This is a genomic window from Fontibacillus phaseoli (assembly GCF_003337355.1).
Taxonomy (GTDB): domain Bacteria; phylum Bacillota; class Bacilli; order Paenibacillales; family Paenibacillaceae; genus Fontibacillus; species Fontibacillus phaseoli.
Window position 1 is genome coordinate 483,549 of record NZ_QPJW01000001.1, and the last position, 13,887, is coordinate 497,435.

General features: G+C 47.3%; 12 protein-coding genes and 2 tRNA genes. 10 read left to right on the top strand and 4 right to left on the bottom strand.

The annotated features are described in order from the left end of the window. Positions 1–10: 10 nt before the first annotated feature. Entirely contained in the window at positions 11–1,522 is a 1,512-nt protein-coding gene (locus tag DFP94_RS02240; RefSeq protein ID WP_245954420.1) for an S-layer homology domain-containing protein, read from the bottom strand. 336 nt (positions 1,523–1,858) lie between these two features. Between DFP94_RS02240 and DFP94_RS02245 the strand changes: the two genes are divergently transcribed. The 10 genes from DFP94_RS02245 to DFP94_RS02290 all read left to right on the top strand — a co-directional run bounded on the left by DFP94_RS02245 (position 1,859) and on the right by DFP94_RS02290 (position 11,751). Next, entirely contained in the window at positions 1,859–2,698 is an 840-nt protein-coding gene (locus tag DFP94_RS02245) for an ABC transporter ATP-binding protein (RefSeq protein ID WP_425459237.1), read from the top strand. After that, a complete protein-coding gene (locus DFP94_RS02250) occupies positions 2,661–3,761 on the top strand; it encodes an efflux RND transporter periplasmic adaptor subunit (RefSeq protein ID WP_114494810.1) in 1,101 nt (366 codons plus the stop codon). Before DFP94_RS02245 ends, DFP94_RS02250 begins: the two co-directional genes overlap by 38 nt. Continuing rightward, complete coding sequence (locus tag DFP94_RS02255; RefSeq protein ID WP_114494811.1) at positions 3,761–6,667, top strand: ABC transporter permease; 2,907 nt, start codon at positions 3,761–3,763, stop codon at positions 6,665–6,667. The genes DFP94_RS02250 and DFP94_RS02255 overlap by 1 nt, the downstream gene beginning before the upstream one ends. A gap of 49 nt (positions 6,668–6,716) precedes the next feature. Further along, the gene (locus tag DFP94_RS02260) at positions 6,717–7,610 is read left to right on the top strand and encodes an ABC transporter ATP-binding protein (RefSeq protein WP_114495742.1); all 894 of its coding nucleotides are present in this window, start codon (positions 6,717–6,719) and stop codon (positions 7,608–7,610) included. Next, a complete protein-coding gene (locus tag DFP94_RS02265; protein WP_114494812.1) occupies positions 7,607–9,115 on the top strand; it encodes an ABC transporter substrate-binding protein in 1,509 nt (502 codons plus the stop codon). Before DFP94_RS02260 ends, DFP94_RS02265 begins: the two co-directional genes overlap by 4 nt. A gap of 104 nt (positions 9,116–9,219) precedes the next feature. Further along, positions 9,220–9,384, top strand: a complete 165-nt coding sequence (locus DFP94_RS25325; protein WP_181872992.1) for a hypothetical protein — start codon at positions 9,220–9,222, stop codon at positions 9,382–9,384. Positions 9,385–9,440: 56 nt separating this feature from the next. Continuing rightward, positions 9,441–9,514, top strand: a tRNA-Met gene (locus DFP94_RS02270). A gap of 23 nt (positions 9,515–9,537) precedes the next feature. Continuing rightward, positions 9,538–9,611: transfer RNA gene (locus tag DFP94_RS02275), tRNA-Ile, on the top strand. A 581-nt stretch (positions 9,612–10,192) separates the two neighbouring features. Continuing rightward, positions 10,193–10,876: a helix-turn-helix domain-containing protein gene (locus DFP94_RS02285; protein ID WP_181872993.1), complete on the top strand. Its 684-nt coding sequence runs from the start codon at positions 10,193–10,195 to the stop codon at positions 10,874–10,876. A gap of 20 nt (positions 10,877–10,896) precedes the next feature. Beyond that, complete coding sequence (locus tag DFP94_RS02290; RefSeq protein ID WP_181872994.1) at positions 10,897–11,751, top strand: IS3 family transposase; 855 nt, start codon at positions 10,897–10,899, stop codon at positions 11,749–11,751. A 124-nt stretch (positions 11,752–11,875) separates the two neighbouring features. Here the strand turns inward: DFP94_RS02290 and paiA are convergent, their stop codons facing one another. From paiA to DFP94_RS02305, 3 genes are all read right to left on the bottom strand, one after another. Then, a complete protein-coding gene (gene paiA, locus DFP94_RS02295; RefSeq protein ID WP_114494816.1) occupies positions 11,876–12,394 on the bottom strand; it encodes a spermidine/spermine N(1)-acetyltransferase in 519 nt (172 codons plus the stop codon). Positions 12,395–12,419: 25 nt separating this feature from the next. After that, positions 12,420–12,872, bottom strand: coding sequence for a MarR family winged helix-turn-helix transcriptional regulator (locus DFP94_RS02300; RefSeq protein ID WP_114494817.1), 453 nt, complete (start codon positions 12,870–12,872; stop codon positions 12,420–12,422). A 176-nt stretch (positions 12,873–13,048) separates the two neighbouring features. Then, positions 13,049–13,720 carry an SOS response-associated peptidase gene (locus tag DFP94_RS02305; protein ID WP_114494818.1) on the bottom strand — a complete coding sequence of 224 codons (672 nt, stop codon included), beginning with the start codon at positions 13,718–13,720 and terminating at the stop codon, positions 13,049–13,051. Positions 13,721–13,887: the final 167 nt, after the last annotated feature.

The window sequence follows — 13,887 nt, forward strand, 5'->3', positions numbered from 1 at the left end:
TTTGTGAAAATTATTGCGATTTTACCGCCGAGTACTTCTCTGCGTTGCGTAAGGCGGGCCAAATCTCCGGCGTCTCTCCTCCGATATGCCAATAAGCGAAACCTGCGATGTTCCGGTTCTTTGCCATCCCGTATTTTTCCGACAGGGAGCGGGATTCTTCCATCCAGATCCGGTGAGCGGTAGCGGAATAGTAGGTTGCCGTGTATTGAGCGAGATCGTAGTTCCATTCCGGTTTGGCGCCTACACGGTTAAGGCGTTTAATTTGTTCCGCCAAAGTCAAGTCTTCGGATATTAAGGTGTTTCCTTTGTTGTCGATTTCCCAATCCCGCACGTACAAAGGAAGGCCCAAAAGGACCTTGGAGGCTGGGACCTCTTTCAGCAGAGTATCCAGTCCGTATTGAACCCAGGGCAAGGAGGAGACGGAGCCTGCCTTTCCGCCGGACCAATGCTCGTCATAACCCATCAAGACGATGTAGTCCGCACTTTTTCCCAACGCGGCATAATCAAAGCCTTCCGTCCAATCGGTTTTGAGATCCGGTGATACGTCAACCGACAACTTCATTTTGTTTGCATGCAACTGACGCGCAAGTTCAGTAACAAATGCAGTAAACTTTTTGCGGTCGGATGGTGCTACATTTTCAAAGTCTAGATTAATCCCGTGAATTCCATTCTTCACGGCAAGGTTTTTGATCTTGGCAATCGCCGCGGCGGTTTTCTCTTGGGACGATAACAGCAATTGTGTGTTTTCCTGATTTAAACGGTTGCCGAACAATGCCCATACCTGTTTCCCTTTCTGTTTGGCCCAAGTCGCCAGGGTCGGGTCGCTGTGATCCGAAACACTCCCGTCCTCATTTAAGAAAAACCATCTTGGTGAGAGCACATTCACATTCGATTTCAGGACCGACTGTTTATACTGTTCATCGGTTTGGCCGAATTGCCATCCCATCTGGATGCCGGGAGCAGCTTTCGCTGAGAGCTTGCGCGACCAGGTGCTGTTCTGCAGAAGACGGTCCAGAATGACCGCGGTCTCTTGCCTTGTCAAAGACCGGTTCGGGTTAAACCGGCCTGAACTCCCTTTCATGAGGCCGAGATCGGTTATAGCCGAAACGTAGGGGCGAGCCCAAACGGCGATCGAGGAATCATCTTGATATTCAGCAATAGGTCCGGTTCCTCCGGTCCGCTCATTTAAAATTCGAATTATCCATACCGCCGCTTCCTGCCTTGTTACAGCTTGAAACGGCTCAAAAGCGCCATCCCCTTTACCTTCGGTCAACCCCAGTTCGGTCTGCGCTTGGACTCCGGAATAAAACCAATGGTTTTTACGGACATCCTTATAGGAGGGAACCGACGAAGCAACGGATTCCAGTCCCAGCATGCGATTCATGGTAATGACAAATTCCGCACGGGTAATCGGCTTGGCCGGTGAAAACAGATAGTCCGAAGTCCCGTTCATAATCTGTTTGCTATTTAACCTAACAATAGCTTCTCTGGCATAGCTTGACTCAATATCTCTAAAAGGCAATTCCTTACCGGAAACATATGTTTTCGGCTGAATGATCGCCGATGTTAGTAAGGCAAGTATGAGAAGGGCTGTCTTTACCGGTTTAATAACGCTCCCCTCTTTTCCATATATAATAGCAATCCTCGTAATACTAACAAAAATACTAGATTCCATCAGTGTTAAAATTATGGAAATAAAAATATCAATATCGTAAAATTTCTTGTAACTTTTTGGTATGAATTTTCGTTTATAATGCAAGACGTGAAGACGTGGCGGAGCATTGAAGAGCGGCGTTCGTCAGGCACTTACCGTTTTGGGGCAGCAACAATATGAAACTTAGGAGACCGATACAAGATGATGCGATGGCTTCGCAAACCAGTTCAACCTGAAGAAGCTGCAGCGCCTTCCGAAACCGCGGCAGCGGGTGAGGCCGGGGCCGCAGAGGCAGAACCGATAACAGAAAAACTTTTGGATGGCGTCTCCCTTCCTGAACGTGTACCTAATGAAGTACAGGAAATGGGGAAAGGTCCTATTTTGACCGTGAGGGAAGTGCACCGTACTTTTCCCGTGGGCGGCGGAGAAATTCACGTACTGAAAGGCATTAATATGGAGGTCAACCCCGGCCAGCTCGTTATGCTGAAGGGGAGATCCGGGTCGGGGAAAACAACCCTGCTAAACATGCTGGGAGGGCTGGACCAGCCTTCGTCGGGCGATATTTTGTTCCGCGGTCAGGCGCTGCATCAATTGAACGATGACAAACGCACCTTGCTCCGCCGGAATGATATCGGCTTTATTTTTCAGGCTTACGCTTTACTGCCGCTGTTGTCGGCCTGGGAAAATGTCGAACTGTCTCTACGGATGGCCGGAGTTCCGCCGCAGGAATGGAAGCGCAGGGTAACCCATTGTATGGAGCTTGTCGGCCTCGGCAAGCGGATGTTCCACCGCCCGTTCGAACTCTCGGGGGGCGAACAGCAGCGGGTGGCAATTGCCAAAGCGATTGCGCACCGGCCTAAATTGTTATTGGCGGATGAGCCGACAGCCAACCTGGATTCCCAAATGGGTGCGCAGGTCATGGCGGTATTCAAAAATATCATACATACGGAGCAAATGACGATTTGTATGACTACTCACGATCCTACAATCCTGGAGGTAGCAGACCATGTTTACGAAATGGTGGATGGAAAATTTATCGGGTAAAAAAAGGGGGATTAAGCGGAGTCTGGGCTTGTTAACTTTATGCTTAGCTATCGTTGCAACGACAGGCTGCGGCTTGCTTCCGAACGAAGATGAGGAAGAGGTTCTGCCGGTCATTACGCCGCCTACCATCTCGAAGAAACCGGATTACGAAGTGCGTTCGGAGACGATCGAGCTTACCGTAAGCGCCGTAGGAAAGATGATGAGTCAGCGGGAGGAGCCGCTTTATTTTACGGAAGAGGGGCTTCATATTAAAGAGGTCAAGGTCAAAGCCGGGGACAAAGTCGCCCAAGGCGATGTCCTCATAGTTCTCGACGTGAAGAAATTGCAGATGGATCTGCGCAAGAAGCGCCTCGATTTTCGTCAGCAGGAACTTACTATGAAAGAAACGCTGCGCACAAAGGATGAAATGAGCGAGATTGATTTTGATAAAGCATCCATAGTGTTTGAGGAACAGCAGCAGGAACTGGTCGATCTGGAGCAAAAAATCGCCGATGGCACGCTGAAGGCGCCGTTTGCAGGAACGATTGTATCCATGAGCGCCCAAAAGGGCGGTACCGTGAAGGCCTATGAATCGCTCGGCATTATTTCGGATACTTCTTCCCTCGTTGTAGCGGCTTCTTTTGCCAAAGAAGATCTGGAGAAAATTTCCGTCGGCATGAAGGCAAAAGTAGATATTAATGCAGCGGGAACGTTTGACGGCAAGGTGAAAGTGATGCCGGTGGCAACGAGTTCTTCCGATAACGGAAACAGCGGAGGCAATGGAACGGGTACTCCTCCGGAAAAAGACTCGATCGACAAGTATTTGATCGTGTCGCTGGATAAATGGCCGAAGGATATTGAACGCGGACGCCAGCTCAGCGTATCCATCGTGACCCAGCGGAAAGAAAACGCCGTGTTGATTCCGATCTCCGCTCTCCGTTCCATTGGATCGCGTACTTATGTGCAGGTCATTGAAGAGGACGGAACGAAGCGCGAAGCCGATGTGGAGGTTGGTCTGCAAACCTCGACGGACGTTGAAATCCTTAAAGGGCTTTCGCCGGGGCAGAAAGTAGTGGGTCGCTAATGGGTGTTCCTTTATTACGGTTATTGTTCCGCAAAATGTGGAACACCAAATGGCTGACGCTCAGCACCTTGCTCGGTCTGATCGTTGCGGTTTCGTTTACGGTCAGCATTCCGATGTATTCGGACGGCGCGCTGAAACGGGTCGTATCCAGTACGTTGAAAGCGGAGAGCGAAGGCTTGCCCGCCGGCTCTCTCGTGATGAGCTATCAAGCGCCGGGAGGAGCCAAAACGGATCTGGCCGGACTTGAAGCAGTGAATCAATATATTGTTGATGACGTACCGAAAGAGATTGGTTTTCCTCATCAAAGCTATGTAAATACCCGTTCCATTCGCGGAACGGAGGTTTATCCTGAAGATCCTACCAAAGTTGACGCCAGCCGGACGAGATCGATGAGCGTCTCCTCTATGAGCGGTCTGAAGGATCATGTCTCCGTGACAGGAGGTCAATTGTTCTCGGACAAAGCCGACGGAACCATGATTGAAGCGATGATGCTGGAAGAAGCGATGTACCGCCAGGACTTGCATATCGGTGACGTAATGGAATATCCGGTATACAGCGGCGTGGACGTCACACTGAAAGTGAAAATCGTCGGAGCATTTCAGCCGCTGGACGATACCGATGCTTATTGGTATCAAGGCCTGGAAGGCATGATGAATACTTTTTATGTCAATGAATCGGTATTTGACGACGGGCTTTTGAAGCAATTGCACATTCCTTTGCACAATTCCAGCTGGTATTATGCATTCGATCTGCGCGAAATCAAGACCAGCCAGCTCAACTCGTTATCAAGCACGCTGGATCGGCTGAATATCGAGCTGTATCAAAAGCTGAAGGATACGAAATTGGATATTTCGTTCGGCAGCCTGCTGAACGATTTCCGGAAGCAAAGTCTGCAAATGCAGACGCTGTTGTTTACGCTGGCGGCACCGATGATCGCCATGGTGTTCTATTTCATCGTTATGAACGCCCGCCAGTCGCTTGACAAACAACAGAGCGATATTGCCGTTCTGCGAAGCAGGGGGGCTTCCACAAAGCAAATTATATTCATCTATCTGCTTGAGGGTTTGATTCTGGGGGTTATCTCCTTGGTAGCCGGACCATTGCTCGGATGGTTCATGTCGAAGAGCATCGGCTCCGCCGACGGGTTCCTGGCTTTCGTCAATCGGAAGTCCATTCCGGTTGGATTTAATACGGATGCTTTTCTTTTGGGTGCCGCGGCTGTCATTATCGCGATCCTTGCGACCTTGCTGCCGGCGATATCCTATGCGCGCGCCTCGATTGTTAACGCGAAGCAGAAGCAGGCCCGTTCCGACCAACGCCCGGGTTGGCAACGCTGGTTCATCGATATCGTGCTGATGGGCATAGCGGGTTACGGTTATTACTTGTTCTATGAACGTCAAATGCTTACGTTCCAGACTGGGATGACCACGGATGAGCTGCAGGTGCAGCCGTTTCTGTTTTTCGTGCCGGCCCTGGCCATTTTTTCGATCGGCTTGTTTTTCTTGCGCGTGTTTCCGTGGATCCTTAAGCTGATTGGCTGGATCGGGAAGAAATGGCTGCCGGTACCGTATTATTTGAGCTTAACGCAATTGTCGCGTTCGGCATCTTCCTACTATCCGTTAATGATCCTTCTGGTTCTGACATTGGGACTCGGGGTTTACAATGCCTCTGCTGCCCGGACGATCGATCTGAACTCGACGGAACGTACACTGTATAAATACGGGGCTGATGTAGTCATGCAAACCGTGTGGGAAGCTACTCCCGAGATGTCCAAAAAGCCTAAGCAAGGGGGTACGGGACAGGGAGGTTCCGGCGGCCAAGGAGGCTCCGGAGGAGGCCAGGGTGGCGGCCAAGGCGGTGGCGGAGGACAGGGTGGCGGTCAAGGCGGCGGGCAGCAGCCTACCAAATTGATCTACTCGGAGCCGCCGTTTGAGGTGTTTCGTAAGCTTGAAGGCGTGGAACATGCCGCACGCGTGCTGCAAACCAAAGGCAATATTATTATTTCCGGCCGCTCGGCGGGACAGGGTAATCTGATGGGGATCGACAACATTGATTTTTCCAAGGTTGCCTGGTTCCGGAACGATTTGTTCCCGGCGCATCCTTATCAGTATTTGAATTTGTTAGGGATGAACGAGAGCGCGGCCCTGGTGCCGTCTAATATGGCGGAAAAATATAAACTCAAGACCGGGGATGTGTTCACGGTCTCTTTAGGGGAAGCTTCGCTGGAATTTGCAGTTTATGGCATCTTGCCGTACTGGCCTAGCCAGTATCCTGACGAGAAGCCGTTTATTATTGCGAATCTGGATTATATTTACGATCAATCGCCGCTCGTTCCTTACGAAGTCTGGCTGAAAATGAAACCGGACGCGAAGGTGGCTCCGCTTGTTACGAAATTGAGCGAGCGAGGAATCGACTTGTATTCCGTCAAGGATGTCCGCAGCGAGTTGGCAGCTCAAAGCAAACACCCGACCCGGGGCGGCGTATTCGGGATCCTTAGCCTTGGATTCATCGTTTCGGTCATCGTTTCGTTGATTGGCTATGTTTTGTACTGGTTCTTTAATCTCTCAGGCAGAGTCGTGCAATTCGGGATTCTCCGCGCAATGGGTTTATCCCGGAAGCAATTGACCTTCATGCTCCTGACGGAGCAGATCTTGACTGCGGGGCTATCCATTATTCTAGGGATCGTCATCGGGAAAGTCGCCGGCAAATTGTACCTTCCGTTTTTGCAAACGACGGACAACGTGACGACCCAAGTACCACCGTTCCGCATCATATTTAACTCTTCGGATACGATGAAGCTGTATGTGGTCGTGCTGGTCATGCTGATCATGGGAGCCGGGCTGCTCTTCTGGCAAATTAGACGGCTGCGTGTTCATCAGGCCGTGAAGATGGGAGAGGAGCGGTAAGATGAGTGACAACATGACAGAAAGTCCCGGCGTAAACCCGACCGAAAAAATGATTAACTGCGAAGGACTCGTAAAAATTTTTAAATCGGAAGATATCGAGGTTGTTGCGCTCCAGGGACTGAATTTAACGGTCGAGCAGGGTGAGATGATGGCGATCATCGGCAACAGCGGCAGCGGCAAATCGACGTTACTGAACATGCTGGGCGGCCTCGACCGGCCGTCTGCCGGTCAGGTCAACGTCGGAGGCTGGGATTTGCTCAAAATTCGCGACGACCAGCTTGTGGAATACAAACGCAATACCGTCGGCTTTGTGTGGCAGAACAATGCCCGCAACCTGCTGCCTTATTTATCGGCGCTGGAAAACGTCGAGATGCCCATGCTGCTGGCGGGCAAACTGGATCGTGCATATGCTAAACAATTGCTCGAATGGGTCGGATTGAAGGACCGCATGCATAACAAACTGCATCAGCTCTCGGGTGGGGAACAGCAGCGGGTTGCGATAGCGATCTCGCTGTCCAACCGCCCGAAAATGCTGCTGGCCGATGAACCGACGGGTTCGGTGGATACGGCGACTTCCGATCAGATCATGTCGATCTTTCGAAAAGTCAATAAGGAACTAGGCATTACGATCGTTATCGTTACCCATGATCTCACGCTCGCCGGAAAAGTAGATCGTGTCGTCGCCATCCGTGATGGATTGACGAGCACGGAATTCGTGAAGCGAAATCCGAATCTGGATCTTGCCGCCGGGGACTCGGGGTTTGGGAGCGGTGGATTGCAGGAAGTGCACGAAGCGTTTGTCGTGGTTGACCGAGTTGGGAGGCTTCAGGTGCCCAAAGAATATCTGGAAGCCGTTGGTATTGGGGGACGCGCAAGCATGGAATTTGACGGGGAGAAAATCGTCATTACAGCACCGAAATCTTTGGAGGGGGATAAATCATGACGAAGAACGGATTTGGGAAGCTGCTAAAAGTTTTAACGGTTTCTCTGGTAGCCTCCCTGGCATTGGGGCTGCTGGCCGGATGCAACGGAAACAAGGCATCGGATAAAAATGAGGAGAAAGTACTCCGGATCGGGACGACTTACGGAGGCGGCGACGATTCTTGGTTCCGGCAACAATATACGGATATTTTTGAATATACGAATCAAAATATAAAAATCGAAATCGTGCCTGCTGTCGATCAGAGCCAATATAGATATTACGACGGGACTGAACCGTATGTGCAGCCGGATTACGTGGATAGCATGAAAAAGCTGATGACCGGAAGCAATCCTGTCGATATCGTAATTGCGGATACGAGCACGCTGAAGCAGCTTATTCAAGAAAATTTGTTGAAGCAGCTGGATCCGATGATTCAGGAAGATAAATTCGATACTACCGATTTTGTTCCTTCAGTTATCGATGGGCTTAAAGATTTGGGTGAAGGTAACCTGTACGCTTTGACGCCTTCCTTCTCTTCCTCAGCGCTTTTCTTTAACAAGAAAATTTTCACGGACGCCGGCGTGGAACCGCCAACCGACAAGTCGACCTGGGACGATATTTTTGCTAAGGCCCGGCTTGTAGCCAAAGGTGAAGGCAAGGACAGAGTATACGGCTTTTCCTTTAACCGCTATATGGGTAGTGATCCTTTTGGGGATATGCAATACTCTTACATTTCTGGCCTGCAACTCAAAACGTATGATGAAAAGGCTGAGAATATGACCGTGAATTCGCCGCAATGGGTTAAAGTTTGGGAAACGATGAGTAAATTGGCCAAGGACAAAATTATTCCCGACAGCAACAGCAATATGAATAATAGCGAAACATGGACCGCAGTCAGCGGCGATTTGTTTCTTTCCGGCAAAGTTGCCATGACGATCGGCGAAAGCAATTATGTGAATGAAATCGCGGATGCCAACAACAATGCTTCCAAAATTAAAAACTTTACTCCCGTGGATTGGGACGTAGTGACTGTTCCGGTTCATCCCGAGAAACCGGACGTAGGCGGTAACGTTTATCTGAACAATACGTTCTCGATCAACAGCAGCGCACCGAATGCGGATACGGCTTGGGAGTTCATTAAATTTGTTAACGGTCCCGATTTTGCGAAGCTGAAATCTCGCAGCAATAGCTACGAGATGGTATCGCGGAAGTCCTTCATCCAGCCAAAGCAAGGGTTGAACTATAACATCCAGGCGTTCTATTTGCTCAAACCATTCCCGCCGACCAATCCGAAGGACGACAAATTGCTGGTCGATAAGCCTGGCCTGTACAGCATAAACAATGTTGGCCGGACTTACTTCCAACAAGTCCTGGAGAACAAGAAAACTCCTGAGGAAGCGCTCAATGAATGGGCGGAAAAGGGGAATAAAATGCTTCAAGAAATCAAGATCAACCCGAAAACCCAATTCCAAGAAGACGGCACGCCGTTCATTCCAGAAGAGGGAGCAGGGGGAGTTAAATATTAACAATCAAGCTGCCGATGATAATCGGCGGCTTTTTTTATGCGTTATTGGGTAATCTATAGGTAAGGTGGAGAATATACACATAACGAAGAAAGGAGTTATGGGGGATGCGTTGGGTCTATTTTAATAAATTGTACCGAACCAAATTTCAAGCAGGCTGCCTGGCCAGGAGATTGGAGCATGACGGTTGGATTTACGGATTCGATGAAATGAGGGTCATCGAAATATTCCGTTCCCGGAGAGGGAAATACGGTGTAAGATTTATCCCTTGAGCACTTGACGTGATATGCCAATATCGTGTATATTATTAATTGTCGCTATTTACTGACGCGGGGTGGAGCAGCCCGGTAGCTCGTCGGGCTCATAACCCGAAGGCCGCAGGTTCAAATCCTGCCCCCGCAATCTTTTTTAGTCTCTTGGTATCCGGGCCCTTAGCTCAGTTGGTTAGAGCGGTCGGCTCATAACCGATTGGTCGGGGGTTCAAGTCCCTCAGGGCCCATTCATGCGAAAACCCTTGCCTAGCAAGGGTTTTTTGCTATGTTTGGGGTTGATAGGGGGGGACATTAAGTATATCCTGGAACTGTTGCGGCCCGCACCGTTAAAAAATTTAACTGGAAAACATGTAGTTAATTCTTGCATTTAGCCCAATTCATCTCAATTAACTGGAAAAGTTCCAGCTATTTTCCGGACTAAAGCTGGAATTCAGCTGACCTTTCCAAATTAGCTGGAGGTTTTCCAGCTTTTTTCCTTAAACAGGCCGTTAATCGGAAAATTAACTGTAGGAAATCCAGTTGATTTTCCTCATGTAATGCGTTAGAAAAATGTGATTTGGTGACACGAATGGCCCGAAGTTGAATTATCCATGCATCAATAGCATTGGGGTATACTACGGGATAGGCGAAATGAACAATAGAAACAAGGCGTCGGTCGCCACCGACTTCCTGCACAACACTTGGGGGTAGGCCCCCCAGAATAAGCAGAAAATAACCCGTTCCCCTGGCGCTAACCTGATATACTCTCATTATAGTAGACAGTAGAAAAAACAAAACTTCTACTGCTACCATGATGGGAGTTTTTTTGATGTCGAAAAAGAGTCCAATTTCATTAGATGTAAAACTAGACGTTGTCAAAAGATGCCTGCAACATGATTCAAATCCTCATTATGAAGCGAAACAACTGGGGATCGACAACGAAACCGTCAAGGATTGGATAAGAAAATATGAAGCAGAGGGCGATGAAGGGGTAAAGGAATCCAAGGCCTGGAAACCGTACTCACATGAGCTTAAGCAGACCGCAATTCGTAACGTTCTATCCGGAAAGTACTCCATCCGAGAAGCGACAAACCAGCATGGCATTTCAAGTAAAAGTGTTTTGACGAACTGGATTTCCAAGTATACTTGTGGGAAAGAAATCAAACCTACTCGTAAAGGAAATGTTCACATGAATAAAGGACGTAAAACCACTTTTGAAGAGCGTGTTGAAATTGTGCAGTATACCCTTGCCAATCAGTTAGATTATCAGAAATCGATGAAGAAATACGATGTCTCCTACCAACAAGTGTACGCATGGGTTCGTAAATATCAATCAGGTCGCGAAGAGGCTCTTAGGGACCGTCGTGGCCGCAGTAGACCTGAGGAAGCACTAGATGAGACGCAGCGTCTTAAACTTCGAATCAAAGAATTAGAGGTGCGAAACGAGTACTTAGAAATGGAGAATGCCTTCGAAAAAAAGTTGGCAGAGATCCGGCGAAGACGTATACGCTAACCCTCGTTCGACATGTAGACTTGTATCAAGCGATTCAAGAACTGCACACGGACAAGGGCTATGCCATACTAGCGTTATGTAAGCTTGCTAAAGTCGCCAGATCTGCCTATTATAAATGGCTAAAGTGGAAGCCGTCCAAACGAGAACTTGAAAACCTTTCACTAGCAAAAGAAGTGAAGCTTCGCTATGACAAGCGAAAAGGGATACTGGGTTATCGTCAAATGCGCATCCCATTGAACCGTAAACTTAAAAAGATGTACAACAAAAAGCGATACCACCGAATCATGAGGACTCTCGGATTAAAGGCAGTGATTCGCAGGAAGCGTCCAAACGATGTAAGAGCCACGCAAACACATATCGCCGAAAACGTAATGAACCGTGAATTTCAAGCGGCTGCTCCGAATATGAAGTGGTGTACAGATGTCACCGAATTGAAGTATGGGAACGGTCGGAAGTCCTATTTGAGCGCGATTATTGATGTGTACGACAACGCCATCGTTTCGTGGGTGCTCAGCCCCTCAAACAATAACAAACTAGTCATGGATACAGTAAAGAAGGCGTATAGGGGGAAGCGTGGGATAAAGCCACTTCTGCATAGTGACAGAGGTTTCCAATATACCTCACATGAATACAATCGCTTGAAGATGAAATACGGTTTTACAAAGAGCATGTCTCGTGTGAGCCGCTGTCTGGATAACCAGCCTATAGAACGATTTTGGGGCACATACAAGGCAGAAAGCTTTTATTTGAAGAAATACGATACCTACGATGATGTTCTTGAAGATGTGAGGAATTATATCCAATACTACAATAACTACCGGTATACCGAGCGACTTAATGGCTTATCTCCCCTTGAGTATCGCCGAACTGCTTAATGAAAATAATCCCCCAGTTCTCTACACTTGAACTGAGGGAAAGTCCTAACCGGTTTTTGTTTTTTCCGCTGTCTACTTGACAGGGAGCATTTCATTTCAACCTGGGCGGGTTATTTTCGTTTATTTACATGAGGGTTTTAGTCATGATCAAGTCCGTTTGTTCTTCATCACCCATATAAAAAGAGTGAGATCCGTTTTCGACAAACCCCATTTTCTTATAGAAAGCAATAGCATTTACGTTTTTTTCCCATACGCCTAACCAGATCTTCTTTTTATTGAGTTCCATCGCAATTTCCACCGCTTTATTTAGCAGGTATTTGCCCAGCCCATGTTTTTGAAATTGGTGTTTGATATAAATCCTCTCGATTTCAAGCGATTCATCACCCATTTCTTCAGATTGGGCATCATGGGCATTGACTTTTAAATATCCGGCGGCTTCATTATCAAAATAAACAAAATAGAATCCCGAGGAGGCATTGGATAATTCTTTTTCTAATTGGTCAAGGTTAAACGCCCTTTCCAAATAGGCCTTCATATTTTCGGGCGAATTCTGATGCTTAAATGTCTCATTGAATGTTTCATGGCTAATTTCTTGTAGTTTGCGTGAATCGTCAAGAGTACACTTTTTTATATTTATAATCATTGAATTATGCCGCTCCTTTTTATGCTCAATAAGTTCTCTTGTTTCCTTTTTTTACAAATTCCCAGTCCTTTTCAATATTTTTTCTTACTCTACGAAGAAGATTAGAAAGGGTTTCCGCTTCGCTTTCGGAAAATCCCTCCAATGAAACGATATTGGAATAATCATTTTCTCTTATTAGGAAAGGATAAATGCTTTTCCCTTTTTCCGTCGGGAAGAGTTTTTTGATTTTTTTGTTATGCTTGTCTTCTTTCTTTTCGATAAAGCCGTTCATTTCTAGTTTTTTTATAGCCCGCGCTGCCGTAGTTCGATCCACTTTTATCATCTCGGCTAACTTTTCTTGAATGATTCCCGGGTTTTCGCATATTCGCACAAGATAGAGATATTGTCCTTTTGTAAGGTCATAATCTTTAAATTCAATATTGCTTATAGAATCCAATGCTCTGGCGATCATGCCAATTTCACGAAGAATTCCCCTCATTGTTAACTCCTCTATTCCTATTTTTTGTTGCAAATACAACAAAAAAACCTTTGTATTAAATTTAACCTATTTTTATTGCATTTGCAACAAAAATAATCCGCCCTTTTGGAGCATGCCCGGGAGATCCTCCGGCCAGAGAAAGTCGAATGGGGGTTAATTGATCCTTTTGCAACTGATTACCCTATTTCCTCAATCAATTCCTTATTATCGTTTCTCACATTCCCTACCGCAGTCGTCACCCGGTAAGCTCTCATCTTATTCGCATCGTAGGGTTTGAGCAACTTCGTTAGCACAGGGACTTCCGTGTTTGCGCGTTCAAGCCACTCCGTCTCATTCCCTTGATGAAGAATGACCGGCATACGATTATGGATATTTGCCATAAGGCTGTTAGGTTCTGTGGTGATGATCGTGCAGGTAGATATCTTATTTCCTTGTTGATCGCTCCAAATATCGAACAGTCCAGCAAACGAGAAGATGTCCCCGTCACGCATCAGGATTCTGTATGGCTGTTTTTGGTTGCCTTCTTGTTTCCATTCATAGAACCCGTCCGCAGGAATAATGCATCGACGAGACGCCAACAGCCGATGAAACGAAGGTTTCTCGGTCAGCGTTTCTACCCGCGCATTAATCATTTTTCTCCCGATTTTATCATCCTTAGTCCAGGAGGGAACAAGTCCCCAACGAAGTTCTCCCAACCGGTTGCCGCTTTTACCCTGAACTATTGCCGGGATAAATTGCATGGGAGCAACATTATACTTTGGCCGAAAATCGGTGATGGTCGATTCATAAACAAGGTACCTTAGCATTAATTCGTCCAAAGTGACGGTGATTGTATAACGTCCGCACATATCAGGTCTCCTCAAAAGTTTAATATTAACATTCTAAACCATAAAATTCGAGAATATTAATACCTCTTTACTAAATGAGAGTAATTGGTTACGCAACGGAGACCGAAAAAATTGAAAATTGGCAAATCTGAGTTTCAGTTATGCAAACCATATTATCAAGAGTCTGC

Coding starts and splice junctions, on each gene's coding strand:
- DFP94_RS02245 (WP_425459237.1), top strand. CDS start 1,859: ATGCGATGGCTTCGCAAACCAGTTCAACCTGAAGAAGCTGCAGCGCCT.
- DFP94_RS02250 (WP_114494810.1), top strand. CDS start 2,661: ATGTTTACGAAATGGTGGATGGAAAATTTATCGGGTAAAAAAAGGGGG.
- DFP94_RS02265 (WP_114494812.1), top strand. CDS start 7,607: ATGACGAAGAACGGATTTGGGAAGCTGCTAAAAGTTTTAACGGTTTCT.
- DFP94_RS02300 (WP_114494817.1), bottom strand. CDS start 12,872: ATGAGGGGAATTCTTCGTGAAATTGGCATGATCGCCAGAGCATTGGAT.
- paiA (WP_114494816.1), bottom strand. CDS start 12,394: ATGATTATAAATATAAAAAAGTGTACTCTTGACGATTCACGCAAACTA.
- DFP94_RS02255 (WP_114494811.1), top strand. CDS start 3,761: ATGGGTGTTCCTTTATTACGGTTATTGTTCCGCAAAATGTGGAACACC.
- DFP94_RS02260 (WP_114495742.1), top strand. CDS start 6,717: ATGATTAACTGCGAAGGACTCGTAAAAATTTTTAAATCGGAAGATATC.
- DFP94_RS25325 (WP_181872992.1), top strand. CDS start 9,220: ATGCGTTGGGTCTATTTTAATAAATTGTACCGAACCAAATTTCAAGCA.
- DFP94_RS02305 (WP_114494818.1), bottom strand. CDS start 13,720: ATGTGCGGACGTTATACAATCACCGTCACTTTGGACGAATTAATGCTA.
- DFP94_RS02285 (WP_181872993.1), top strand. CDS start 10,193: ATGTCGAAAAAGAGTCCAATTTCATTAGATGTAAAACTAGACGTTGTC.